The sequence below is a fragment of the Massilia sp. LjRoot122 genome (assembly GCF_964252725.1).
GTDB lineage: Bacteria > Pseudomonadota > Gammaproteobacteria > Burkholderiales > Burkholderiaceae_D > Telluria.
Genome location: NZ_CAXUPB020000001.1, coordinates 501,732 through 527,315 on the forward strand (window position 1 = coordinate 501,732; position 25,584 = coordinate 527,315).

A 25,584-nucleotide genomic window follows, 5' to 3' on the forward strand; every position below is an offset into this window, starting at 1 on the left:
AAGGAAATAAAAATGTCGATTCTGATTAACAAAGACACCAAAGTCATCACCCAAGGTATCACCGGCAAGACCGGCCAGTTCCACACCCGCATGTGCCGCGACTACGCGAACGGCCGTGAAGCCTTCGTGGCAGGCGTGAACCCGAAGAAAGCCGGCGAAGATTTCGAAGGCATCCCGATCTACGCATCGGTCAAGGAAGCGAAGTCGGAAACCGGCGCCACCGTGTCGGTGATCTACGTTCCGCCGGCAGGTGCTGCCGCCGCGATCTGGGAAGCCGTCGAAGCCGAGCTCGACCTGGCAATCTGCATCACCGAAGGCATCCCTGTCCGTGACATGATGGAAGTCAAGGACCGTATGGCCAAGGCCGGTTCGAAGACCCTGCTGCTGGGCCCGAACTGCCCAGGCCTGATCACCCCGGACGAGATCAAGATCGGCATCATGCCGGGTCACATCCACCGCAAGGGCCGTATCGGCGTCGTCTCGCGCTCGGGCACCCTGACCTATGAAGCAGTCGGTCAGCTGACCGCACTGGGCCTGGGCCAGTCGTCGGCAGTCGGCATCGGCGGCGACCCGATCAATGGTCTGAAGCACATCGACGTGATGCGCATGTTCAACGACGATCCGGATACCGACGCAGTCATCATGATCGGCGAGATCGGCGGCCCGGACGAGGCGAACGCTGCTCAGTGGATCAAGGACAACATGAAGAAGCCGGTCGTCGGCTTCATCGCTGGTGTCACCGCGCCTCCGGGCAAGCGCATGGGCCATGCCGGCGCGCTGATCTCGGGCGGCGCCGATACCGCGCAAGCCAAGCTGGAAATCATGGAAGCCTGCGGCATCACCGTCACCAAGAACCCGTCGGAAATGGCTCGCCTGCTGAAGGCCATGCTGTAATCTGACCGTTTCATGGTCGACGAAGACGGGGAGCTGAGGCTCCCCGTTTTTATTTGCTGCCTGACCTGACAAATTGCGTTACGTAAACTGTCCACTGACAAAAATTGCTAAGCTCAAGTGACAAATTTTGTCCCTGCTCAAGCCAAAACTTGTCCTGGCACGCTGTTTTGTTATCTCCGCACTAATAAAATCAGCATTTTTCGGGCTGGCATACCACTTGCATATAAGAAAGCGTGGCAACAAGCAGTAACCCAATCACCTGATACACCACCTGGAGAGATAGACATGAACTTCAAGCAAATGCAAACCAAAGCACAAGGCGGCTTCACCCTGATCGAACTGATGATCGTCGTCGCGATCATCGGTATCCTGGCAGCCGTCGCAATCCCGGCCTACAGCGACTACACCGCGAAAGCCAAAGTCAGCGAAGCCTCGTCGATCTCGCAGCCGGCCCGCCTGGCCATCGCACAGGCATTCAACGAAGGTAGCCTGTCTACCTCCACGACTAACACCACCCTCGGCCTGCCGGCTGCAACTTCGATCACCAGCTCGTACGTCACCTCGGTTACCGCTGCGGGTACCGCCGCAGACAAGGGTACCGTCACCGTTGTCATGAAGGGCACCAACAACGCCGGCATCGACACCAAGAAACTGGTCTATCTGATCACCTGTGTCGAAGGTGCACAGTGCACCACGACCTACGACGCATCGACCGACGTGACCGAAAAGTACCGTCCGAAGCTGTAATCGTCTGACCGTCATGCCGCCCTGGCATGACAATGACAAACAGCCCGCTGCATAGCGGGCTGTTTGCTTTTCAGGCTTAGCGCGCCGGCTGCGGCTGCAGATACCGATCCAGCCACTTCACCACCGTGTGATGCCATTGCACCGAGTTGGCCGGCTTGAGCACCCAGTGGTTCTCGTCCGGGAATACCAGCAGCTGGCTGTCGATGCCCTTGCGCTGCAGCGCCGTGAAGGTCGACAGCGCCTGCGCCGTCGGAATCCGAAAATCGAGGTCGCCCTGGATCACCAGCATCGGGGTCTTCCACTTGTTCACGTGATGGACCGGATTGAAGCGCTCGTGCTTGTCCGGCACCGCGAAGTAGGCGCCGCCGTTTTCCCAGTCAGTGAACCATTGTTCCTCGGTCGAGTAGGCCATGCCGCGGCTGTCGAAGACGCCGTCGTGGTTGACCAGGCAGCGGAAGCCGTCGTTCCAGTTCCCAGCGATCCAGTTCATCATGTAGCCGCCGTAGGACGCACCCAGGGCGCAGCTGCGTTCGCGGTCGAGCCAGGGGAACTTCTTCACCGCCGCGTCCAGGCCCTTGCGCAGGTCCTCGAGCGGCTTGCCGCCCCAGTCGCCGCTGATCGAATCGGTGAACTTCTGGCCGTAGCCGGTCGAACCATGGAAGTCGATGAACACGGTGGCATAGCCGGCGCCCGCATACACCTGCGGATTCCAGCGGTAGCTCCAGCCGTTGCCGAAGCTGCCCTGCGGGCCGCCATGCACCAGGAAGGCGACCGGATACTTCTTGCCCGGTTCGGCATTCCAGGGTTTCATCACGTGGCCATACACCGTCTCGCCATTGGCACCGGCAAAGCTGAACTGCTCGTACTGGCCCCAGCGCACCTCGGCCAGGCGCTCGGCGTTCAGCGTCGTCAGCTGCGAGGGCTGGCTGCCCAGCTTCATCGCGAACAGCTGCGCGCCGGAGGCCAGGTTGGCCTGGGTGTAGGCGACGGTATCGCGGCGGACGTCGAAGGCGCCGACCGCGCCCTTGCCGGTCAGTGCGTCTACCCGTCCGGTGGCGACGTCGATCGAGAACAGGCGGTGCTGGCCCAGGTCTTCGGCATCGACGATCAGCGCCTTGCCGTCGGCGCGCCAGTGCAGGCTGCCGGCCGAGCGGTCCCAGTCGGCGGCCAGCTTGCGTTTTTGGCCGCTGGCCACGTCCATCAGCATCACCTGGTAGCGGTCGGCCTCGAAGCCGGGGCGCGCCATTGCCAGCCAGGCGAGGGTGCGGCCGTCCGGCGAGTACACGCCCTTGGTGTCCCAGGCCGGATTATCGGCCGTCAGGTTGCGCGGCGCGGCGCCGCCCGCGGCCGGCACGGTGTACAGGTCGAAGTTGGTCGACCAGGCCTCGGTCTTGCCGGCGATGCGGGCGGCGAACACGATGGTCTTGCCGTCCGGGCTGAAGCGGAACTCCTCGCGGTCGCCGAAAGGCTTCGAAGGCACATCGCCATCGAGCACACCTGACAGGCTGACTGGCGCGCTGCTCAGCTTCCCGCCGGCATCGAGGGGCGCCGAGAACAGCACGTTGTTGCGGCCGTCGCTCCAGGTATCCCAGTGGCGCACGAACAGGCGGTCGTACAGCTTGCCGCTGGCCTTGTCCTTTTCCTCCGCATCGAGGCGCTGTTTGGTGCAGGCGAGGTCGGCGCAGTCGCGGAACACCGACAGGCTCATCGCCACCCGGTCTCCCGTGGGAGACACACGGAAACTCTCGACGTCGAGCGGCAGGTCGGTGACTTTCACCGGCTCGGCGGCTTTGCCTCCTGCCAGCGGCAAGCGCCACAGCTGTGACGAGCCCGAACGGGTCGACAGGAAGTAGACGGCGTCGCCCGAGGGCGACCACTCCGGCTCGGTGCTGCTCGAGGCGTGATTGGTCAGGCGTTGCGGCACCGGCTTGGCGGCGCGCAGGTCGACCAGCCAGAGTTCCGTGTGACCGCGATTCTTGCTCATGTCCGTGCTGCGCACGGTGTAAACGACGCGGCTCGCGTCAGGCGACACGGCCGGGCTGCCCACCCGTTCCATGTTCACCAGGTCTTCCACGGTAAAGCCGCGCGGTGCGGCCATTGCGCTCGTGGCAGCCAGGGTTGCCACTGCGATTGGTAGCAAGCGCAGCAGGCTCGGCAAACGAAGATTCATGCTCCATCCTCGTTGTCATCTCGGTAGGCGGCAGGGCGCCGCTTACGCAGGCCAGCAATTTACCATGTGACATTGAAGAAGGATTCAGACGATCTTGAACCGGTCCGCCAGCAGCGCCTCGTAGGTCATGTTCTGCAGCAGCGTGTAGTGCACGGGATCGAGGTCGACGAACTGGACGCCGTAGCTGTAGACATCCGGCTTGTCCGGCGCCGGCCTGGCTACCGTCATGTTCCTGACGGCGGCCAGGCTCTCGACCGGCACTTCTTCGTTGGTGGGCGGCGTCGCCAGCGTGAATCCCAGCGTGACCACTTCGCTGCCAGGCGGCAGCGGATACTCGGATTCGATCCTCGCACCCGTGACCGAGACGTTCGTCAGCATGCAGGCGGCCGAGGAGGCTTTGCCGTCGATCATGGACACGCTCGCCGGAATCTCGGCCTTGACCCGCATCGCACCGCGCAGGCTGGTGCCCTGGATCGAGCTCGGGAAGGACAAGTGTACGTAGTTGAGCGGGCGCGCGAATACGCGCTCGACCGAGCAGGCGAAGGAACACACGTTCACCCCCGAGAACACCCTGATCGTCAGCCGGTCGCCTTCCGTCATCGCGATCGGCGCGCCGTTCTCGGTAGGGATCTTGATGATGAGGTACTCGTCCTTCACGTAGCCGATCAGGGTCGAGAAATACTGGGCCGGCTTCAGGTGCCGGTGAGTCATCACCTGCAGGCGGACGCCGACCTGCAGGTTCATGGTCTCGAACTCGAATTCCTGGGGCTTGAGTTCGCGAGCTGGTTCAGTGTTCATGTGATGCTGGGCTTGGCGCGTTGTCGAGAAGATACGCGAAAAGCGGCATCATATCAGCTTATATGTATCTCGGCCGCAGCCTATTGGGACGATGAGAATCGTGCTGATCGTCAGATCTCGGCAGTCCAGTCCCCGCTCTTGCCGCCATGCTTTTCCAGCACCCGCACATTGGTCATGACCATCCCCCGGTCCACCGCCTTGCACATGTCATAAACCGTCAGGAGCCCCACCTGCACCGCCGTCAGCGCTTCCATCTCGACTCCGGTCTTGCCGATGGTTTCCACCTGCGCCCTGCAATGCACGCTGCTGGCCGCCGCATCCACCTCGAAGTCGACCGCCACCCGCGTGATCGGCAGCGGATGGCAGAGCGGCACCAGGTCGCTGGTGCGCTTCGACGCCATGATGGCGGCAATCCGTGCAATCCCGATCACGTCCCCCTTTTTCGCATTGCCCGACTGGATCAGCGCCAGGGTCTCCGGCTTCATGCGGATGGTGCCGGCCGCGACGGCGATGCGGTGGGTGTCCTGCTTGGCGCCGACGTCGACCATGTGGGCCTGGCCGGTGGCGTCGAAGTGGGTCAGTTGGTCTGGGGCTGGAGTGGATGGGTTCATTGCAAGGTAAATAAGCTTGTGGAACAAAGTGTTTCGAGGGCAGCAATGCGGCTGCGGATGCGGTTATCATAGCATTGTGAAATATGCTCCCCGCCCAGCATCGGCGCGCCGCTGGCGCCCTGCGTTGACCGCCATTGCCCTGTGCACGGCGGCCGCTTTCGCCATTGCCGCTCCCGCCGCGCCCCTGCAAAAACCAGACAACATGAAATTGCCGACGCTTGGCGACAGCGCGCGGCAAGATCTGTCGCCCGTGCTCGAACGTAAGCTCGGCGAGGAAATCATGCACGACGTCCGGCGCGACCCGAGCTACCTCGACGACGACCCGATCACCGAGTACCTGAATAACCTCGGCAATGCACTGGTGTCGGCCGTGCCCGGCGCACGCGGCGAGACCAACGCCGACTTCACCTTCTTCGCCATGCGCGATCCGAACCTGAACGCCTTCGCCCTGCCGGGCGGCTTCATCGGCGCGCATACGGGCCTGATCGTCGCGGCACAGAAGGAATCCGAGCTGGCCGGCGTGATGGCCCACGAGGTCGGCCACGTGTCGCAGCGCCACATTGCCCGTATGATCGGGCAGCAGAAACAGGATGTGCTGCTGCCGCTGGCGTCGATGATCCTCGCTGCGCTCGCCGCCAAGGCCAGTCCGGATGCCGCGATGGGGGTCCTGATGGGCGGGCAGGGCCTGGCCGTGCAGCGCCAGCTGAACTTCAGCCGGGACGCCGAGCGCGAGGCCGACCGCGTCGGTTTCCAGATCATGAGCGCCGGCGGCTATGACGTCACCGGCATCGTCGGCTTCTTCAAGCGCCTGCAGAGCGCCACCCGGCTGTCCGGCGACATCCCCGCCCACCTGGCCCACCTGAGCAGCCACCCGCTGACGGCCGAGCGCATCACCGACATGCAGGCGCGCATCCGCGAGATCCCGAAAAAGGCGCGCGTGGACAACCTCGACTTCCAGCTGGTGCGCGCGCGTGCCCGCGTGCTGCAGGACGAGAGCGTCAGCGGCCGCCGCGACACGAAGAATGCATTCGACACCCAGCTCAAGGACCCGCACCGCCACCAGCAGGCCGGTGCGCAGTACGGCCTGGCCCTGATGGCGCTGCGCCAGGGGAAGGTGGCCGAGGCGCAAAGCTGGCTCGACAAGGCGCGCGCGACCGTCAAGCCGAAGGAGGGCGTGCTGTCGGTCGAATCGAATGCGGGCGATGGCGCGGCGATGTTCGCCGGCCTGTCGATCGAGATCAGGCTGGCGCCCAACCAGGCGCCGGAGGTCGCGCAGCAGGCCGTGGCAGAGGCGGACGCGGCGCGCCAGCGCTATCCGCTGTCGCGCGCCATCGCCCGCCAGTATGGCGAGGCCCTGATCGCGGCCGGCAAGCTCGAGGAAGCGACGCGCTACCTGCGCGAACAGACCCTGCTCTACCGCCAGGAACCGAAGCTGCACGACATGCTCGCGCGGGCCTATGCCAAGCAGGGCAAGATTGCCCTGCAGCACATGGCGCTGGCGGAATCCTACGTGATCGCGGGCGCGCTGCCGGCGGCGGTGGCGCAGCTCGACCTGGCGCGCAAGGCGGGCGACGTCTCGTTCTACGACCAGGCCGTCATCGATGCGCGCGAACGCGAGCTGAAGGCGCGCGAGAAGGCCGAGAAGGAAGAAGAGAAGGAGCGCTAGGACCTCAGGTGCCCGGCGCCTGCACGTAGCCGAAACGGCGCCGCAGCGCTTCCGCCGACAGCCTTTCCACCTTCACGCGGCTGTCTTCCAGCACCAGCGCCAGCTCGTCCGAGTCGTCCTCCAGCCAAGCCATGATCGCTTCGACCGAGGCCGGCCGGCCGTCCAGTTCCATACGCGCCAGCACCTGGGCCACGTCGCGGTCGTCGAGCTGGGCGACGACCTCGCCCGCCTGCAGGATCAGCGCACCGGCGTCGGTCATGAATGCTGCCTCGGGCGCCGCCAGGGCCTCCCCGGTCTGCAGCACGAAGCCCTGCGCCGGATCGGTACGCGCAATATAAGGCGTCGCTTCCAGCTTGACGTAGACCCGCTGCGGTCCGTTCTGGAAATACCAGCAGCCCTTGTCGTCGTGCGCGTAATTGCGGTTGATGAAACCCACCAGCGCCGCGTTGGCCAGCTTGTCGCCGGGGGCATTGGCGCGCTGCGCCGCTTCGTCGCGCATGCGCCAGTTGCCGCGTGCATCCAGCGCCAGCCAGCCGTAGCAGTGCGGTACGTTCGGCCACTTGGCCATTGCCTGTTTTACGATGTCGTCCATAGTCTCAAGCTTCGCATGCTTCGGCCGTGCCGGGCGCGCGTGTCGCGGCGGGCGCGGCCTGGTCGAAGAAATCCAGGATGCGCCGCGGCAGCCAGTCGATCCGTCCGGGGAAGGGCCCGACGGCGAAGCCGACGTGGCCGCCTTCTTCAGGATACTCCAGCGTCACCGCCTTCGATGCGGTCGCGGGCAAATGCTCGCCCGGCAGGAAGGGGTCGTTGCGGGCATTCAGCACCAGCGTCGGCACCGTGATCTCGTGCAGCACGTGGCGGGCGCTGGCGCGGTGCCAGTAGTCGTCGGTATCCTTGTAGCCATGCAGCGGCGCCGTCACCACGTTGTCGAAGGCGTAGAGGTCGCGTGCGCCGAGCAGGGCGGCGCGGTCGAACAGGCCGGGATAGCGTTCCAGCTTGGCCAGGCACTTGGGCTTGAGCGTCTGCAGGAACATGCGGGTGTACAGCATGTTGAAGCCGGACGACAGCGCCGCGCCGCCGCGCGCCAGGTCGAGCGGCGCCGACACCGCGCAGGCGGCGTCGACGATCTCCGCTCCGTGGCGGGATTCGCCCAGCCAGCGCAGCAGCGCATTGCCGCCCAGGGATACGCCGGCCGCGAAGACTGGCCCATGCGCACGCGCATGCAGCTTGCGCACGATCCACTCGACTTCCGCGGCGTCGCCCGAGTGGTAGAAGCGCGGCATCAGGTTGGCTTCGCCCGAACAGCCGCGGAAATGCGGCACCGCGCCGGACCAGCCGCGTTCGCGCAGCGCGTCCATCAGGCTGCGCGCGTAATGGCTGTTGGAGGAGCCTTCCAGGCCATGGAACAGCACGACCAGCGGCTTGCCCGGCTGGCCGTCGACGAAATCGACGTCGATGAAATCGCCGTCCGCACTGGTCCAGCGCTCGCGCCGGTAGACGACGGGCGGCTTGGCGACGTAGGTCGCCGGATAGATGGTCTGGAGGTGGCCGCCAGGCAGCCACGCAGGCGCACGATAGGACATGCTGTAGGCCGCGGCCGGTCGGCGCGGCGGAAGGATCAGTGGTGCTTGAGCTCGACGCCCGGGGCCAGGCGGTACTGGGTGCCGCAGTACGGGCACTTGGCATCGCCGTGGTGGTCGAAATCGAGGAAGACGCGCGGGTGCGAGGACCACAGCGGCATTGCCGGATTCGGGCAGTGCGCCGGCAGGTCTTTGGCCTCGAGTTCCACCACAGGCATCGTCGTTTGGGTCATCTGGTTTTCTCCGTCAAATGGGATGTGCGCAAAAACACGATTCTATCCGATTCAACCTGCATACCGAAATGATCGGTAGAATATCAAACTGATCATCATCGAGCCCGGGACGCCGTATTTGCACCGCGTTGCCAGCCCCTTACATGCGTTTCATGCCCGACCGTTTCAAGCCCGTCCCTGTGCCCGCCCGTCACGGCAGTTGCAGGAAAACCACATGAGCCCGGCTGCGCCGCCAGGCGGACAGCCCATCGAAGCCCATGACCCCGCCGCCTGGCGCGAGGGTTTCAAGGCCGGCCTGCCGACCCTGTTCGGCATTGCCGCCTGGGGCCTGGTGGTCGGCATCGCGATGGTCAAGACCGGCTTGACGGCGGTGCAGGCGGTCGGCATGACCCTGCTGGTCTTCGCCGGTTCCGCCCAGCTTGCTTCACTGCCCCTGATCGCGGCGGCCGCGCCGATCTGGGTCATTTTCGCAACCGCGCTGGTCGTCAACCTGCGCTTCGTCATCTTCTCCGCCTTGCTCGGCCCGCACTTCGCCCATCTGCCCTGGAAGCAGCGCTTCCTGCTCGGCTACGTTTCCGGCGACCTGACGGTCGCCATGTTCCTGCAGCGCTACCCGACCGCCGAACGGGTTGCCGGCAAGCTGTCCTACCTGAAGGGGCTGATGTACCCGAACTGGTTCGCCTGGCAGATCGGTTCGCTGACCGGCATCTTCCTGGGCAGCGCCATCCCTTCCGAATGGGGGCTGGGCTTTGCCGGCACGCTGGCAATCCTGTGCATCATGGTTCCGCTGATTATCAATAACGCTGCGCTGTGCGGGGTGGCAGTGGCGCTGGCGGTGTCGGTGCTGGCCTATGGCTTGCCGTACAAGCTGGGGCTGCTGCTGGCGGTCGTGCTCGGCATGGTCACCGCCATGGCGGTCGAGGAAACCCTGGCCAAGCGAAAGGCCAAGCATGTCTGACTGGGAAATCTGGATCACCATCGGCGTGCTGTGCGTGGCCACCGCCGCCACCCGCAGCTCGTTCTGGCTGATTGGCCACCGCGTGAGCATCCCGCCCCGGGTGCAGGAGATGCTGCGCTATGCGCCGGCCTGTGCCCTGGCCGCGATCATCGGGCCTGACCTGCTGGTCGATACCCAAGGCCATGCGCAGTTCACGCTGGCCAATCCGAAGCTGATCGCCGGCCTGGCGGCGCTCGCCTTTTATCTGTGGCGCCGCAGCATGCTGATGACCATCTTCTTCGGCATGGGAGTCTTTACACTCTTGCGCGTACTGCAGGTTTTCGAGTAGCTGCCCTCATGTACAATGACGGTTTTTCACTATTTCACTGTTGACTAGCCAATGGACGACGTTCTCAGTTTCACCCGTTTGCAAGACCTGATCGACCGCGACGCGCTGAAAAACAAGCGCGTATTCATCCGCGCCGACCTGAACGTACCGCAGGATGACGCTGGCAATATCACCGAAGACACCCGTGTCCGCGCCTCCGTGCCGGCGATCCAGGCTGCCCTGAAGGCCGGCGCCGCCGTGATGGTCACCTCGCACCTGGGCCGCCCGACCGAGGGTGAGTTCAAGCCGGAAGACAGCCTGGCGCCGGTCGCCGCGCGCCTGTCCGAGCTGCTCGGCCAAGCGGTGGAACTGAAGCAGGACTGGGTTGGCGGCGTCGATGTCGCTCCAGGCCAGGTCGTGCTGCTGGAAAACTGCCGCGTCAACAAGGGCGAAAAGAAGAACAGCGACGAACTGGCCGAGAAGATGGCCAAGCTCTGCGACGTCTACGTCAACGACGCCTTCGGCACCGCGCACCGCGCCGAAGCGACCACCCACGGCATCGCAAAGTTTGCCCCAATCGTCGCGGCAGGACCGCTGCTGGCCGCCGAGCTGGATGCGCTGGGCAAGGCCCTGGGCCAGCCGACCCGTCCGCTGCTGGCCATCGTTGCCGGCTCGAAAGTGTCGAGCAAGCTGACCATCCTGCAGAGCCTGGCCGGTAAAGTGGACAACCTGATCGTCGGCGGCGGCATCGCCAACACCTTCATGAAGGCCGTCGGCCTGAACATCGGCAAGTCGCTGGTCGAGAACGACCTGGTCGGCGAAGCCAAGCAGATCATCGACATGATGGCCGCCCGCGGCGCCAAGGTGCCGATCCCGGTCGACGTGGTCTGCGCCAAGGAATTCAGCCCGAACGCCGCTGCGACGGTAAAGGAAGTGGCCGACGTGGCGGATGACGACATGATCCTCGACATCGGCCCGAAGACCGCCGCCATGCTGGCCGAGCAGGTGGCCAAGGCCGGCACCATCGTCTGGAACGGCCCGGTCGGCGTGTTCGAGTTCGACCAGTTCGCCGAAGGCACCAAGACCCTGGCCATGGCCATCGCCAAGTCGCAAGGCTTCTCGATCGCCGGCGGCGGCGACACCCTGGCCGCGATCGCCAAGTACGACATCGGCGACCAGATCGGCTACATCTCGACCGGCGGCGGCGCCTTCCTCGAGTTCCTGGAAGGGAAGACCCTGCCGGCAGTCGAGATCCTGCTCCAGCGTAACGCCAAGTAAGTGATACCAGCGCAGCCCCGAGGCTGCGCTTCTCTTTCAGAATCAAGGAAAGCCAACCCATGCAAGCTGCGCGCCCTCTGTACAACGCCACCAAGATCGTTGCCACCATCGGCCCGGCGTCGACCGACTTCGACATCCTCGTCAAAATGATCCGTGCCGGCGTCGACGTCGTGCGCCTGAACTTCTCGCATGGCAAGGCGCAAGATCACATCGACCGCGCCGAGCTGGTGCGCCGTGCCGCCGCCGAATGCGGCGTCGAGGTGGCGATCATGGCCGACATGCAGGGGCCGAAGATCCGCGTCGGTAAGTTTGAAGAAGGCAAGATCTTCCTGAACAACGGCGACAAGTTCATCCTGGATGCGAAGTGGGGCGACAACGGCGAATTGGGCAACCAGGAACGTGTCGGCCTCGACTACAAGGCGCTGCCGCGCGACGTCAAGCCGGGCGACAAGCTGCTGCTCAACGACGGCCTGATCGTGCTGGTCGTCGACAAGGTCATGGGCCACGAGATCTTCACCACCGTCAAGGTCGGTGGCGAACTGTCGAACAACAAGGGCATCAACCGCCAGGGCGGCGGCCTGACCGCGCCGGCCCTGACCTCGAAGGACATGGAAGACATCAAGACCGCGATGAGCTTCCAGGCCGACTACCTGGCGATCTCCTTCCCGAAGAACGCCACCGACATGGAAATGGCGCGCCAGCTGGCCAACATCGCCGGCGAGCGCTACGGCCACAAGCCGATGATGATCGCCAAGATCGAGCGCGCGGAAGCCATTCCCGTGCTGCAGGAAATCCTCGATGCCTCGGACGGCATCATGGTCGCGCGTGGCGACCTGGCGGTGGAAGTGGGCAATGCGGCCGTGCCGGCGCTGCAGAAGCGCATGATCAAGATGGCGCGCGCCTCGAACAAGCTGGCCATCACCGCGACCCAGATGATGGAGTCGATGATCGTCAACGCGGTGCCGACCCGCGCCGAAGTGTCCGACGTGGCCAACGCCGTGCTGGACGGCACCGACGCCGTCATGACCTCGGCCGAGACCGCATCGGGCAAGTACCCGGTCGAGACCGTCGAAATGATGGCCGCCATCTGCCTCGAGGCAGAACAATCCGAATACAACAAGCAGGATGCAGATTTCCTGAATGTCCAGTTCACCCGCATCGACCAGTCGATCGCCTACGGCACCCTGTTCACGGCCCATCACCTGAAGGTGAAGGCGATCGTGGCCCTGACCGAATCGGGCTCGACCGCGCTGTGGATGAGCCGCCACTCGATCGACACCCCGATCTTCGCCCTGACCCCGCTGCAGACGACGCAGCGCAAGGCGTCGCTGTACCGGAACGTGCGAGCATTCCACCTCCTGCAGGAAGGCGGCAGCCACGCTGTGCTGCGCCGCGCAGAAGAGGTCCTGATCAACGAAGGCATGGTGCGCAAGGGCGACCTGATCGTCGTGACCTGGGGCTCGCCGATGGGGCAGGCCGGCGGCACCAACGCGCTCAAGATCGTGCGCGTGGGCGAGCTGGACGAAATAGTTTCTTAATTGTTTGGAGTAATCAACCATGGCACTCGTATCGATGCGTCAACTGCTGGACCATGCCGCCGAACACGGCTACGGCCTGCCGGCGTTTAACGTCAACAACCTGGAGCAGGTGCAGGCCATCATGGCCGCCGCCGACGCGGTCAACGCGCCGGTGATCATGCAGGCCTCGGCCGGCGCCCGCAAATACGCAGGCGAAGCCTTCCTGCGCCACCTGATCGACGCCGCCGTCGAAGCCTACCCGCACATCCCGGTCGTCATGCACCAGGACCACGGCCAGTCGCCGGCGGTCTGCATGGCCGCGATCCGTTCGGGCTTCACCTCGGTGATGATGGACGGTTCGCTCGAAGCCGACGGCAAGTCGGTCGCTTCCTATGAATACAACGTCGAAGTGTCGAAAGAAGTCGTGAAATTCGCGCACTCGATCGGCGTGACGGTCGAAGCCGAACTGGGCGTGCTCGGTTCGCTGGAAACCATGAAGGGCGACAAGGAAGACGGCCACGGCGCCGACGGCACCATGACCCGCGAGCAGCTGCTGACCGACGTGGCGCAGGCCGCCGACTTCGTCGCCAAGACGCAGTGCGACGCACTGGCCATCGCCATCGGCACCTCGCACGGCGCCTACAAGTTCACCCGCAAGCCGACCGGCGACATCCTGGCGATCGACCGTATCAAGGAAATCCACGCACGCATCCCGAACACCCACCTGGTGATGCACGGTTCCTCGTCGGTGCCGCAGGAACTGCTGGCGATCATCCGTGAATTCGGCGGCGACATGAAAGAGACCTACGGCGTGCCGGTCGAAGAGATCCAGGAAGGCATCAAGCACGGCGTCCGCAAGATCAACATCGACACCGACATCCGCCTGGCCATGACCGCTGCGATCCGCAAGTACATGTTCCAGAACCCGTCGAAGTTCGACCCGCGCGACTACCTGAAGCCGGCCCGCGAAGCCGCGATGGAAGTCTGCAAGGCGCGTTACCTGTCCTTCGGCTGCGAAGGCATGGCCGCGAAGATCAAGCCGATGCCGTTGGACAAGATGGCCGAGCGCTACAAGTTGGGCGAACTGGCCCAGATCGTGCAGTAATTGCTTGCGTGGCAGGATTCGCAAAAGCCGATCCTGCCACTATCCGTTTCAACGTCATCCCGGCGCAGGCCGGGATCCAATTTCCTCACCGCAGTCGACAAGTTTTCTGCAGTCGACACGCAAACAAACTTGGGTCCCGGCCTTCGCCGGGACGACGTCTCGCGAATTGACGTAAAATTACGCACTGGCCCAGGCCACCCCCAGACCTGACCCACTCGACCGGCGACAATCCCGGTCCCGTTTCCCTGATATCCCATCTATGAACAGCCTCTACGAATCCACCATCCAGTCCCTGCCACTGCTCGGCCGCGGCAAGGTACGCGACAACTACGCTGTCGGCGACGACAAGATCCTGATCGTCACGACCGACCGCCTGTCGGCTTTCGACGTTGTCATGAACGAGCCGATCCCAGGCAAGGGCATGGTGCTGAACCAGATGAGCGACTTCTGGTTCGAGAAGCTCGGCCACATCGTGCCGAACCACCTGACCGGCGTCGCGCCGGAATCCGTCGTGGCACCGGAAGAAGTGGAGCAGGTCCGCGGCCGCGCCGTCGTGGCCAAGCGCCTCAAGCCAATCCTGGTCGAAGCCGTCGTGCGCGGCTACATCATCGGTTCGGGCTGGAAGGATTATCAGGAAAGCGGCGCCATCTGCGGCATCCAGCTGCCCGCCGGCCTGCGCCAGGCCGACAAGCTGCCGCAGCCGCTGTTCACCCCGGCGGCCAAGGCCGACATCGGCGAACACGACGAGAACATCTCCTTCGAAGAGATGGAGCAGCGCATCGGCAAGGAACTCGCCGCCAAGATGCGCGACATCAGCATCCAGCTGTACACCGCCGCCGCCGAATACGCCGCTACCCGCGGCATCATCATCGCCGACACCAAGTTCGAATTCGGCCTGGACGACAACGGCGTCCTGCACCTGATGGACGAAGTGCTGACCGCCGACTCCTCGCGCTTCTGGCCGGCCGACTCCTACGCGCCGGGCATGTCGCCGCCGTCCTTCGACAAGCAGTTCGTGCGCGACTACCTCGAAACCCTGACCGACTGGGGCAAGACCGCTCCGGCCCCGGCCCTGCCGCCGGACGTCATCGCCAAGACCCAGGCCAAGTATTTCGAAGCCATCGAACGCCTCACCGGCGACAAGCTGAAGGCCTGAGCAATGACCGATCAAGCAAAACCAGTCGTTGGCGTCATCATGGGTTCCTCGTCCGACTGGGACGTGATGAAGAACGCGGTGGACGTGCTGAAGCAATTTGGCGTGCCCTTCGAGGCGCAGGTGATCTCGGCGCACCGCATGCCGGACGAGATGTTCACCTACGCTGAAACCGCACGTGCGCGCGGCCTGCGCGCGATCATCGCCGGGGCAGGGGGCGCCGCCCACCTGCCGGGCATGGTGGCCGCCAAGACCATCGTGCCGGTGCTGGGCGTGCCGGTACCATCGAAGTACCTGCGCGGCGAGGATTCGCTGCTGTCGATCGTGCAGATGCCGAAAGGCGTGCCGGTGTCGACCTTTGCCATCGGCGAAGCCGGCGCCGCCAACGCGGCCCTGACCGCGGTGGCGATCCTGGCTGCTACCGACGACGCGCTGGCCGAGAAGCTGCTGGCCTTCCGCCTCGAACAGACCGCGGCCGCCCAGGCCATGACCCTTCCCGTCTGAAAAATGCCTAAAGTGACCAACTCGGCAATGGCGGTGCCATTGCTTCCCACCGCCCATCCGTCGGCCTGGCTCGGCGTGATGGGCGGCGGCCAGCTCGGCCGCATGTTCGCCCACGCCGCCCAGGCGATGGGCTACAAGGTCGCCGTGCTCGAGCCAAGCAAGGATTGCCCGGCAGGGCAGGTCGCCGAGCGCCTGATCACGGGCGGCTACAGCGATGCCGCCGGCCTGGCCGAACTCGCGCAGCAATGCGTGGCTGTCACCACCGAATTCGAGAACGTCCCGGCCGACAGCATGGCCTGGCTGGGCGAGCGCAGCTTCGTGGCGCCCGCCGCCTCCTGCGTGTCGATCGCCCAGGACCGCATCGCCGAGAAGCGCTTCTTCGTCGAGTGCGCACCGACGTCCGGCGTGATGCCGGCCCCGCACAAGACCATCGCCTCGCACGCCGACATCGACGCCATCGGCGACGAGCTGCTGCCGGGCATCCTCAAGACCGTGCGCATGGGCTATGACGGCAAGGGCCAGGTACGCGTGCGCACCCGCGAGGACGTGCGCGCCGCCTTCGACGCCATGCAGGGCGTGACCTGCCTGCTGGAGAAGATGCTGCCGCTGGCCTACGAGGTCTCGGTGCTGACCGCGCGCGGCCATGACGGCGCCTCGGTGGTCTATCCGATTGCCGAGAACGTGCACCGCGACGGCATCCTGTTCACGACCACGGTGCCGGGACCGAACGTGTCCGAGGCCTGCGCGAAACAGGCGCAGGATGCGGCGCGCGCCATCGTGGCCCAGCTGGGCTATGTGGGCGTGCTGTGCATCGAGTTCTTCGTGCTTGCCGATGGCACCCTGGTGGTCAACGAGATGGCCCCGCGTCCGCACAACAGCGGCCACTACACCATCGACGCCTGCATCACCAGCCAGTTCGCGCAGCAGGTACGCGCGATGGCGCGCCTGCCGCTGGGCGACGTGCGCCAGCATTCGCCGGCCGTCATGCTGAACATCCTGGGCGACGTGTGGTTCGACGGCGATAGCGACACCCCGCGCGAGCCGGCCTGGAATCGCGTGCTGGCGCTGCCGGGCGCGAACCTGCACCTGTACGGCAAGGACGATCCGCGCCGTGCACGCAAGATGGGCCACATCAGCTTCGTTGCGCCGACGCTGGCTGAAGCACAGGACAGCTTGCGCCAGGCCTGCGCCATTCTCGGCATTCCGGAGTAAGGATGGAACTCCAGGACCTGGACCAGGCCGCCATCGCGGCGGCCGCACGCGCGCTGGAAGACGGCGCGCTGGTCGCCTTCCCGACCGAGACCGTATACGGCCTCGGCGCGGACGCCGAGAACCCGGCGGCCGTCGCGGCCATCTATGCCGCCAAGGGCCGGCCGCAAGACCACCCGGTGATCGTGCACCTGGCGCCCGATGCGCCGCTCGACTACTGGGCGACCGACATCCCGCGCGAAGCCCATGCGCTGGCCGAGGCCTTCTGGCCCGGCCCGCTGACCATGATCCTCAAGCGCGCAGCGAACATCCCGGATGCCGTCAGCGGCGGCCAGGACACGGTCGGCCTGCGCTGCCCTTCGCACCCGGTGGCGATCGCGCTGCTGCGCGCCTTCAAGGGCGGGAAGGGCGGCGTCGCGGCGCCTTCGGCCAACAAGTTCGGCGCGGTCAGCCCGACCCTGGCCCAGCACGTGCGCGACGAATTCGGCCAGGATGGATCGGTGGCCATGGTGCTGGACGGCGGCGCCTCGCAGGTCGGGATCGAATCGACCATCGTCGACCTGTCGCGCCTGGCCACGCATGGCCCGGTGCTGCTGCGTCCCGGCCACATCAGTGCCGACGCCATCGCGGCCGTGATCGACCAGGTGCCGAGCGCCCCCGATGCCGCCGCACCGCGCGCCTCGGGCACGCTGGAATCGCATTACGCGCCGCATACGCCGGTGGCGATGCAGGACGGCGCGCAACTGCGCCAGACCCTGGCCGAACTCGCGGCGGCGGGACGCAAGGTCGCGCTGATCCATTACTCCGACATGCCTCCAACGCATGCCGCGCTGCGCCTGCCGGCCACCCCGGACGGCTTCGCCCACGCCCTGTACGCCGCGCTGCGCGCGATGGACGGCCAAGGCGCCGACCTGATCCTGGTCGAGGCGCCGCCGCAGGACGGGGCTTGGCTGGGCGTCAATGACCGCCTGCGCCGGGCCGCTCACGGCTCGACCGGCATCGTGCATGGCCTGCTGAACCAGTTCACACCGAAGGCCTGAGCAGGCTCATGGAGCAGAACGCCCGTACGTACGGGCGTTCTTCCATATCAAACTGTTTTCCAAAGCATTTTATTCTTGCCGCATGGCAGGGATATAATCGCGTCCCCGGATGTTGTCTGTTGTCACAGAAAACTGACGTGCAGGCAAGCATTCTCTATACAAGAAAGTTGAACACTGGCATATTATTGTGATACGAATAGCACGCCCGTTCGTTTCAAAATAACCACTTTAGGAGACACAATGCGTCAAACCAAACTCGCGCTTGCCCTGCTGACGGCAGCGGTGCTGGCAGCCTGCGGCGGTACCAGCCCGGGCGGCGGCGACCAAACGCAGAAGCTCAAGTTCACCCAGCAGGTCTCCTTCGGCGACAGCCTCTCGGACGTGGGCACCTATGCCGTCGGCGCGGTCAAGACCGCAGGCGGCGGCAAGTTCACCATCAACGGTGACGGCACCGCCAAGAACCCTGAGCTGAACGGCAAGATCTGGGTCGACTTCCTGGCAGCCGAGCTGCGCCTGCCGGCGCCCTGCGCCGCCCAGACCGGCCTGGAAGGCGATGCCGCCCGCGGCTTCTCGGTCCCGATCAGCAACAACCTGAATTGCTTCAACTACGCCCAGGGCGGTTCGCGCGTGACCAACCCGATCGGCCCGGGCAACAAGGCGACCGGCTCGCCGATCGGCGAAATGACGGTGCCGCTGGTGACCCAGGTCGCCAACCACCTGTCCCGCAACGGCAACAAGTTCAGCGGCACCGAACTGGTCACCCTCCTGTCGGGCGGTAACGACGTGCTGATGGCGCTGAGCACCCTGCAGGCATCCGCGACCGCCGCCGGCAGCGCCGCCGGTGCGCAAGCCTTCGGCACCTCGCTGACCATGCAGCTGGCAGCCGGCGCCACCAACCCGCAGACCGCCGCCCAGGCAATCGGCGCGGCCATCGCCGCCGAGAGCGCACGTGCGGGCAGCAGCACCCAGACCATCGTCGCCGCCGCCGTCGGCGCCGCCGCTCGCCAGCCGGGCAACGCGGCCGTGGCCCAGGCTTCGGTGTATGGCCCGATGGTTACCAAGGCAACGGCCGACGCGACCGCTGCCGGCAACAAGGCCGGCGCCGACTACCTGAGCGCCAACGGTCCGAAGCTGGTCCAGGACCTGGGCGCCGCCGGCGCGCAGATGGCGGCGCTGGTGAAGAACGAAGTCGTCGGCAAGGGCGCCAAGTACGTCGTGGTCGCCAACCTGCCGGACGTGGCCAGCACCCCGGCCGCCAAGTCGAAGTCCGCCGAGGTCCAGCAGCTGACCGCCGCCATGGTCAACGCCTTCAACGCCCAGCTGAAGGCCGGCCTGGGCGCGGAAGACCCGCGCATCCTGTACGTCGACCTCTACACCGTCAGCAACGACCAGGTGAAGAACCCGGCGCCGTACGGCCTGACCAATACCTCGACCCCGGCCTGCGGCCCGAACGCACTGGGCACCACTTCCCTGATCTGCACCAACTCCAACACGGTGGCCGGTGACGTCAGCCGCTACATGTTCGCCGACGACATCCACCCGACGCCGTTCGAGAACAACCTGGTGGCGCGTTACGTGCTGAAGGACATGGCCGTCAAGGGCTGGCTGTAAGACGAGGCAGGCCCGTCCCGGAAGGACGGGCCTCTACAACAGATTTCAGGAGAAAAGATGAAAGTACGTTTCAACAGCCTCGTCAAAGTGCTGGGCGTGGCCGCCGCGCTAGCCTGCGCCTCGACGGCATCGGCCCAGTCGGCCGGCCAGCTCACCGTCAAGTTCGGCCTCAACCAGCTGACCCCGAAGGTCGAGAGCGGCGACATCAGCGCGCCGGCCCTGCCGGGCACCAAGGCGGACGTCGGCAAGGACCTCCAGCCGGTGCTGAGCTTTACCTACGGCCTGACCGATAACATCTCGCTCGAGACCTGCCTGGGCACGCCCTACAAGCACGCCATCTACGGCGCGGGCGCCATCGCCGGCACCGGCGAGCTGGGTACCGTCGAAGCGCTGCCGCCGACCCTGTTCGCGCAGTACCGCTTCGGCGCACCGAACGCGCTTTTCCGTCCCTTCGTCGGCATCGGCGCCACCTATGCCTACTTCATGAAGGAACGTGGTTCGGCCAAGATGACCGCGATCACCAACCCGGGCAACGGCGTGCCGACGACCTTCAGCATCGACAACAAGTTCACCTACACCGGCCAAATCGGCGTGGCGATGAACATGAACGAGCGCTGGTTCGCCGACGTGACCGTCAACAAGAGCCGCCTGCGCACCGACGTGCACTTCTCGACCGGCCAGAAGCAGCACATGAAGCTGGATCCGGTGGCGGTCATGGTGGCTGTGGGCTACAAGTTCTAAGCAGCGCTTCGCTCCCTTCGAAGGCCCGCCGTGTGCGGGCCTTTTTCTTGGCGCCGTCGAAAACAGTCTTGCGCTGCGCGCTAACAATCGATGGGCCCGACGCACCTACAATCCTTGCAACGCATCCACCGCGCAAGGAGAACCACATGAACCATCCCGCCACCCCCGACATCGCGCCGGGCATGGTGCGCCTGCTGGCCGTTTCCGCCGGCCTCATTGTCGCCAACCTGTACTACGCCCAGACCCTGGTCGGGCCGATCAGCAGCGCCACCGGCCTGTCCGCCGAAGCCGCGGGCCTGATCGTCACCTTGACCCAGGTCGGCTACGCGCTCGGCCTGCTTTTCATCGTCCCGCTCGGGGACTTGCTGGAAAACCGCAGGCTGGTGGTCGGCGCACTGCTCGCGACCGCGGTGGCCCTGGGTGTCGCGGCCGGCAGCACCAGTGCCTGGAGCTTCCTGGCGGCCTCGCTCGGCATCGGACTCGGTTCGGTGGCGGCGCAGGTGCTGGTGCCTTTCGCGGCCCACCTGTCGCGCGAGGAAACCCGTGGCCAGGCCGTCGGCAAGGTGGTCAGCGGCCTGCTGTTGGGGATCATGCTGGCGCGTCCGGCCGCCAGCCTGATGGCCGACCACGCCGGCTGGCATGCCGTGTTCGGCACGGCCGCTGCCGCCATGCTGGTGCTGGCCTTCGTCCTGCGCCACAAGCTGCCGCAACGCCAGCCTGTGCAGCAGCTGGGCTACGGCCAGTTGATCGGCTCGCTGTGGACCCTGCTGGCCGGCACTCCGCTGCTGCGCCGCCGCGCCGCCTACCACGCGGGACTGTTTGGGGCCTTCAGCCTGTTCTGGACCGTTACCCCGATGGTGCTGGAAGGCCCGCAGTTCGGCCTGTCGCAGACCGGTATCGCCATCTTCGCCCTGGTCGGGATGGCGGGCGCCATCGCGTCGCCGGTGGCGGGACGCCTGGCCGACCGCGGCCATACCTTGCCCGCCACGGCAGCGGCCCTGGTGCTGGGCATCGCCGGCTTCGCGTTGCCGCTGTTCCAGCCGGCCTCGCGCGAACTCGCCATCGGCGTGCTGGCCCTGGCCTCGATCGTGCTCGACATGGCGGTGGCCGCCAACCTGGTGCTGGGGCAGCGCGCCATCTTCGGGCTCGGCGCCGAGGTACGCAGCCGCCTGAACGGCATCTACTTCGCCCTGTTCTTCGGCGGCGGCGCGCTCGGTTCGGCGGCTGGGGCCTGGGTGTATGCGCACCACGGCTGGCACGCCGCGCTGCTGGCCGGCATGGCTTTCCCGGCCGCGGCACTGGTCTACTGGCTGGGTGAACTGCCGGGACGCGCCGCGGCGCTGCGCAAGGCGGGCTGACGGGGGACGCATCATTCCAGCGGTACGCCCGATCGCGCCAGGTGCTCGGCCAGCAGCTCGACGAAGCTGCGGATCGACTCCGAACCGCGGCGGTTGGCCTGGTAGAGCGCATACAGGGCCACGTCCATCGGTCCCGGATTCACCTCGTAGTCTTCCAGCACCTGTACCAGCCGTCCTGCCCGCAGGTCCTCGTGCACCAGCCAGCGCGCCAGCATCGCGATACCGAGGCCGGCGACGGCGGCCTGGCGCAGGATCTCGGCGTTGTCGGCCTGGACGACGCCCTTGATCGCCACTTCTTCCACCTGCATGCCGGTTTCACCGTCGTCCTTGCGCCCCAGGCGCCAGCCGCGGCGATGCTCGGCATAGCTGAACTGCAGGCAGTCGTGCCGGGACAGTTCCGCCGGAGCTTGCGGCACACCATGGCGCTGAAGGTAGGCGGGACTGGCGCACAGCACGCGGCCATGCCCGGCCAGGCGGCGCGCCACCAGTGTCGCCTCCGGATCGAGGCTGCCGATGCGGATCGCCACGTCGATCGACTCGTCGACCAGGCTGACCGCGCTGTCGCTCAGGCGCAGGTCGAGCGCAAGGCGCGGGTGGCGTGCGCGCAGCGCCGGCAGAATCGGTGCGATGTGCAGCGCCGCGAAGGTGACCGGGGCCGCGACGCGCAGCACGCCGGCGGCGCCGAGCGCGCCGGTACTCGCCGCATCGTCGGCGGCATCGAGTTGCGCAAGGATGCGCTGCGCGTCCTCGTAATAGGCGCGGCCCGCTTCGGTCAGCGTGACACTGCGGGTCGAACGGTTCAGCAGCACCGCGCCGAGCCGTCCTTCGAGTGCGTCGACGACGCGGGTGACCGAGGACGTCACCACCCCCAGCTGGCGTGCCGCCGCCGAGAAACCGCCGCAGGCGGCGACGGCGCAGAAGGTAGTGAGTTCGGCGAAGCGGTCCATGGCGGTCCTGTAGATAGGGTCCAGCGCATCTTTCCATATGCGGGGCACGATGACAAGAAGGATGAAAGCCCTTCGCCATGAAAAAAGCCCGCGCAAGCGCGGGCCGGGAAGCACTGCAGGAGATTCGATCAGAACTTGTAGCGCAGCCCCGCCAGGAACTCGCGCCCGGTGACGTTGTTCACCACCACGCTGTTGCGTGCGCGGCTGATGAACTGGTCGTTCGCTTCGTTGGTCAGGTTGACGCCTTCCAGCGTGAACTCGAGGCGCTCGTTCCACTTGTACGAGAGCGACACGTCCACGTTGAAGGTTTCGTTCTTGCCTTCGACGTCGTTGTTGTTCTGGCCCGGCACGCGGGTGATGAACGAGGAACGCTTGGCGCCCGACACGCGCGCGCTGAACTTGCCGTCATCGTAGTAGAGCGTCGCATTCCAGGACTTCGGCGACAGGTTCAGCAGGTCGTCGACGATGCGCTCGTTGCTGGTCGGCGAGACCGCGTACTCGATCTTCGAGCTCACCTTGGTGTAGTTCAGCAGCGTGCCGAAGTTGCGGCCCCAGCCCGGCAGGAAGGTGAACGGCTGCTGGTAGTTCAGCTCGAAGCCCTTCAGCTTGCCGCCATCGGTGTTGATCGGCGCCGTCACCTGGAACACTTCTTCACCGTTGAAGTTGGCCGGCAGCAGCGACAGCGGCAGGCCGGTCTCGCGGAAGGGCACGTTGGTGCGCAGCGACTGGATGTAGGTGTCGATGTTCTTCTGGAACAGGCCCAGGCCGACGAAGGCGTTCTTGCCGAAGTAGTACTCGAAGCTGGAATCGAAGGTCTTGGCGCGGAAGGGTTTCAGCAGCGGGTTGCCGGTGTTGATCGTCAGCGTGCCGGTGGTCGAGATGGTGCCGCCCGGCGACAGGAAGCCCAGCTGCGGACGGGTCATCACCTTGGCCGCGCCGAAGCGGACGATGAAGTCCTGGGTCAGGTTGGCCGCGATGTTAAACGAGGGCAGGGTGTCCTTGTACTCGTGGTTCACCTTCACCGCGGTGCCGCCGCCGGCCGCCTGGTAGCCGATCGCTTCCAGCTCGGTCTTCACGTGGCGCACGCCGAGGTTGCCGCGCACCGGGATGTTCCACAGGTCGTAGCGGAATTCGCCCATCAGGTAGAAGCCGTCGTCGCGCTCGGTGACGGTGCGGTTGTTGCCGCGAGCGTTGCCGTTGGTGATCGAGGACAGGGTGAAGTCGCCCGGACCGCCTGCGGGGCCGGCCTTGATGCAGTTGCAGTAGATGTCGTAGGCGGCGGCGATCGCGGACAGGTTCGGGATCACCCAGCCAGTTGCGTTAGCGCCCGGCATATCGAGGCCCTTGCCGAAGCCGGTGACGGTCGTGGTCAGGCCGGTTGAACCTGCCGCGGGGGCGAAGATCGTGTCGTTCTGGTTCACGCGGCGGAATTCAAAGGTGTCCGACTCGTACTTCTTGCGGTTGAGGCCACCCTTGAAGCTGAGGTGATCGCTGGCTTCCCAGGCCAGGTCGAACTGGCCGACGTCGTTGACGTTGGTCGCGCCCTGCGGGCGGATACGGATCTCGCTGCTGGTCGTGTTCGGGATGGTGTTCGGCTGGGTGCCGCTGGCCACCTGCGGTACGCTGATGATGCCGAGCGCGCCGTTCGCGGCCATCGGGTCGAACGGGTAGCTGATCGCCGGCAGGCGGTCGTCGCCGCGGAAGTCGATCGTGTAGCCGTTCACGTTCAGCGCGTCCAGCGTGACGGTGGTCTGCACCGGGTTGCGGAACTTCGAGTTCGCGCGGCCGACCTTGGCGCTCATGCTCCAGCTGTCGTTGAACTTGTGCTCCAGCGTCAGGGTCGGCTGGGTGAAGGTGGTGTTCAGTTCATCGAAGCGCGATTCCGAGCGGATGTCCACGCCGTTGTAGCGGCCGTACAGGAGGGCGCCGTTCGGCGCGTACTGCGCTTCGACCACGCTCATCTGCGGCTTGCCGCCCTGGGTGGCGCTGCGGCTGAACGAGATCGCCTGCAGGAAGTCTTCCTGGCGCGTTGCATCCAGCTTCGAGTACAGCATGTCGAAGGTGAGCAGGGTGCCGCGCTGGGGACGCCATTGCACCGAGGCGGTCAGGCCGAGGCGGTCCTGGTCGTGGGTCAGGCGGCCGTATCTAGGCAGGCGCGGATGGAAGTTGTTGACGCTGCTGGCCGCGTTGTAGGCATCGGTGGCGGCTTGCGAGGCCGGCAGGCGCGGCACGCCCTGGGCCGCCGGGCCGCAGGTGGTGGCGGTCGAGTTGGCCGGGTTGTTGGCGACGCCCATCGGCGCGCACCAGCCGCCCGACGAGGGGCCGTTATCCCAGCGCACCGTGCTGAAGCCTTCTTCCAGTACGCGGCGCTTGGAGAAGGCGCCCGAGACCAGCACGCCCAGGGTGCGGTCCATGAAGGTATTCGACAGCATGAAGGCAACGCGCGGGTCGATCTTTTCCGAGCCGTCGTTGTACTTGCCCTTGGCCGCGATGGTGGCGTTGAAGCCTTTCAGGTCGAAGGGGCGCAGAGTCTGCAGGTCGACGGTGGCGCCGAGCGAGCCTTCGTCGACGTCGGCCGAAGAGCTCTTGCGCACGGTGAGGGAGCTGAACAGTTCAGAAGCGAACACATTGAAGTCGAAGCCGCGGCCGCGGTTGGTGCCGCCCGAGCTGTCGGTGCCGCCGGTGGTGGCGAGGCCCTCGATGCCGTTGATGCGCACCCGGGTGAAGTCCTGGCCCAGGCCGCGCACCGTGATGTTGCGGCCTTCGCCGGCATCACGGTCGATCACGACGCCCGGCACGCGCTGCAGCGATTCGGCCAGGTTCGTATCGGGGAACTTGCCCATGTCTTCAGACTTGATGACGTCGACAATGCCGTTGTCCTGGCGCTTGGCGTTGAGCGCGCTCTCGAGCGAGGCGCGCAGGCCGGTCACCTGGACCGTCTGGATCTGTTGTGGCTGGGCGGCCGGGGCATCCTGGGCAAAGGCGGCGCCAATGGAAAGGGCGGACACCGATGCCGAGCCGAGCAGGCGCAGGGTAAGTTGACGTAAGGCGGCACGTTGCTTTGTTTGTTTCATGCTGTCTCCATGCGTTTTTAGCTAGATCTGGTCAGGCCAGTTTCTAGATTTTACGGCAATGTTGACAGATTTGGTCAGGCCAC

23 protein-coding genes are annotated in these 25,584 nt (G+C 65.6%); 15 read left to right on the top strand and 8 right to left on the bottom strand.

What is annotated here, in order from left to right; genetic code table 11:
• The first annotated feature begins 12 nt into the window (after positions 1–12).
• The gene (sucD, locus tag ACSQ25_RS02230; RefSeq protein WP_436104085.1) at positions 13–894 is read left to right on the top strand and encodes a succinate--CoA ligase subunit alpha; all 882 of its coding nucleotides are present in this window, start codon (positions 13–15) and stop codon (positions 892–894) included.
• 285 nt (positions 895–1,179) lie between these two features.
• A complete protein-coding gene (locus tag ACSQ25_RS02235; RefSeq protein WP_436104086.1) occupies positions 1,180–1,641 on the top strand; it encodes a pilin in 462 nt (153 codons plus the stop codon).
• A 76-nt stretch (positions 1,642–1,717) separates the two neighbouring features.
• Here the strand turns inward: ACSQ25_RS02235 and ACSQ25_RS02240 are convergent, their stop codons facing one another.
• The 3 genes from ACSQ25_RS02240 to moaC all read right to left on the bottom strand — a co-directional run bounded on the left by ACSQ25_RS02240 (position 1,718) and on the right by moaC (position 5,220).
• On the bottom strand, positions 1,718–3,811 hold the full coding sequence (locus ACSQ25_RS02240; RefSeq protein ID WP_436104087.1) for an LpqB family beta-propeller domain-containing protein: 2,094 nt from the start codon (positions 3,809–3,811) through the stop codon (positions 1,718–1,720).
• Positions 3,812–3,895: 84 nt separating this feature from the next.
• Complete coding sequence (locus ACSQ25_RS02245; protein ID WP_436104088.1) at positions 3,896–4,609, bottom strand: flagellar brake protein; 714 nt, start codon at positions 4,607–4,609, stop codon at positions 3,896–3,898.
• Between the two features lie 110 nt (positions 4,610–4,719).
• Positions 4,720–5,220 carry a cyclic pyranopterin monophosphate synthase MoaC gene (gene moaC, locus ACSQ25_RS02250; RefSeq protein WP_436104089.1) on the bottom strand — a complete coding sequence of 167 codons (501 nt, stop codon included), beginning with the start codon at positions 5,218–5,220 and terminating at the stop codon, positions 4,720–4,722.
• A gap of 202 nt (positions 5,221–5,422) precedes the next feature.
• Between moaC and ACSQ25_RS02255 the strand changes: the two genes are divergently transcribed.
• Complete coding sequence (locus tag ACSQ25_RS02255) at positions 5,423–6,886, top strand: M48 family metalloprotease (RefSeq protein ID WP_436104090.1); 1,464 nt, start codon at positions 5,423–5,425, stop codon at positions 6,884–6,886.
• A gap of 4 nt (positions 6,887–6,890) precedes the next feature.
• On the opposite strand, the gene ACSQ25_RS02260 is transcribed toward ACSQ25_RS02255, so the two are convergent.
• From ACSQ25_RS02260 to ACSQ25_RS02270, 3 genes are read right to left on the bottom strand one after another with little or no spacing between them, the layout of a single operon-like run.
• On the bottom strand, positions 6,891–7,478 hold the full coding sequence (locus ACSQ25_RS02260) for a DUF2946 family protein (protein WP_436104091.1): 588 nt from the start codon (positions 7,476–7,478) through the stop codon (positions 6,891–6,893).
• Between the two features lie 4 nt (positions 7,479–7,482).
• Positions 7,483–8,469, bottom strand: coding sequence for a YheT family hydrolase (locus ACSQ25_RS02265; protein WP_436104092.1), 987 nt, complete (start codon positions 8,467–8,469; stop codon positions 7,483–7,485).
• A gap of 35 nt (positions 8,470–8,504) precedes the next feature.
• Positions 8,505–8,699 carry a zinc-finger domain-containing protein gene (locus ACSQ25_RS02270; protein ID WP_436104093.1) on the bottom strand — a complete coding sequence of 65 codons (195 nt, stop codon included), beginning with the start codon at positions 8,697–8,699 and terminating at the stop codon, positions 8,505–8,507.
• 214 nt (positions 8,700–8,913) lie between these two features.
• Between ACSQ25_RS02270 and ACSQ25_RS02275 the strand changes: the two genes are divergently transcribed.
• The 12 genes from ACSQ25_RS02275 (at position 8,914) to ACSQ25_RS02330 (ending at position 21,480) form a co-directional block, all read left to right on the top strand.
• Positions 8,914–9,657: an AzlC family ABC transporter permease gene (locus tag ACSQ25_RS02275; protein WP_436104094.1), complete on the top strand. Its 744-nt coding sequence runs from the start codon at positions 8,914–8,916 to the stop codon at positions 9,655–9,657.
• The gene (locus ACSQ25_RS02280; protein ID WP_436104095.1) at positions 9,650–9,985 is read left to right on the top strand and encodes an AzlD domain-containing protein; all 336 of its coding nucleotides are present in this window, start codon (positions 9,650–9,652) and stop codon (positions 9,983–9,985) included. Before ACSQ25_RS02275 ends, ACSQ25_RS02280 begins: the two co-directional genes overlap by 8 nt.
• 51 nt (positions 9,986–10,036) lie before the next feature.
• Positions 10,037–11,242: a phosphoglycerate kinase gene (locus ACSQ25_RS02285; protein WP_436104096.1), complete on the top strand. Its 1,206-nt coding sequence runs from the start codon at positions 10,037–10,039 to the stop codon at positions 11,240–11,242.
• A gap of 77 nt (positions 11,243–11,319) precedes the next feature.
• A complete protein-coding gene (pyk, locus tag ACSQ25_RS02290; RefSeq protein ID WP_436108010.1) occupies positions 11,320–12,780 on the top strand; it encodes a pyruvate kinase in 1,461 nt (486 codons plus the stop codon).
• 19 nt (positions 12,781–12,799) lie between these two features.
• Positions 12,800–13,864, top strand: coding sequence for a class II fructose-bisphosphate aldolase (gene fba / locus ACSQ25_RS02295; protein WP_436104097.1), 1,065 nt, complete (start codon positions 12,800–12,802; stop codon positions 13,862–13,864).
• 259 nt (positions 13,865–14,123) lie between these two features.
• Complete coding sequence (locus ACSQ25_RS02300) at positions 14,124–15,020, top strand: phosphoribosylaminoimidazolesuccinocarboxamide synthase (RefSeq protein WP_436104098.1); 897 nt, start codon at positions 14,124–14,126, stop codon at positions 15,018–15,020.
• Positions 15,021–15,023: 3 nt separating this feature from the next.
• Positions 15,024–15,521, top strand: coding sequence for a 5-(carboxyamino)imidazole ribonucleotide mutase (gene purE, locus ACSQ25_RS02305; protein WP_436104099.1), 498 nt, complete (start codon positions 15,024–15,026; stop codon positions 15,519–15,521).
• Positions 15,522–15,548: 27 nt separating this feature from the next.
• Positions 15,549–16,733, top strand: a complete 1,185-nt coding sequence (locus tag ACSQ25_RS02310; RefSeq protein ID WP_436108011.1) for a 5-(carboxyamino)imidazole ribonucleotide synthase — start codon at positions 15,549–15,551, stop codon at positions 16,731–16,733.
• A 2-nt stretch (positions 16,734–16,735) separates the two neighbouring features.
• Complete coding sequence (locus ACSQ25_RS02315; protein ID WP_436104100.1) at positions 16,736–17,770, top strand: L-threonylcarbamoyladenylate synthase; 1,035 nt, start codon at positions 16,736–16,738, stop codon at positions 17,768–17,770.
• A gap of 240 nt (positions 17,771–18,010) precedes the next feature.
• Positions 18,011–19,381 carry an SGNH/GDSL hydrolase family protein gene (locus ACSQ25_RS02320; protein ID WP_436104101.1) on the top strand — a complete coding sequence of 457 codons (1,371 nt, stop codon included), beginning with the start codon at positions 18,011–18,013 and terminating at the stop codon, positions 19,379–19,381.
• 57 nt (positions 19,382–19,438) lie between these two features.
• Positions 19,439–20,122: an OmpW/AlkL family protein gene (locus tag ACSQ25_RS02325; RefSeq protein ID WP_436104102.1), complete on the top strand. Its 684-nt coding sequence runs from the start codon at positions 19,439–19,441 to the stop codon at positions 20,120–20,122.
• Between the two features lie 146 nt (positions 20,123–20,268).
• Positions 20,269–21,480, top strand: a complete 1,212-nt coding sequence (locus ACSQ25_RS02330) for an MFS transporter (protein WP_436104103.1) — start codon at positions 20,269–20,271, stop codon at positions 21,478–21,480.
• Positions 21,481–21,491: 11 nt separating this feature from the next.
• Here ACSQ25_RS02330 and ACSQ25_RS02335 read toward each other — a convergent pair whose 3' ends face one another.
• Both ACSQ25_RS02335 and ACSQ25_RS02340 read right to left on the bottom strand, forming a co-directional pair.
• A complete protein-coding gene (locus ACSQ25_RS02335) occupies positions 21,492–22,427 on the bottom strand; it encodes a LysR substrate-binding domain-containing protein (RefSeq protein WP_436104104.1) in 936 nt (311 codons plus the stop codon).
• 128 nt (positions 22,428–22,555) lie between these two features.
• Entirely contained in the window at positions 22,556–25,501 is a 2,946-nt protein-coding gene (locus ACSQ25_RS02340) for a TonB-dependent receptor (RefSeq protein WP_436104105.1), read from the bottom strand.
• Between the last annotated feature and the right edge of the window lie 83 nt (positions 25,502–25,584).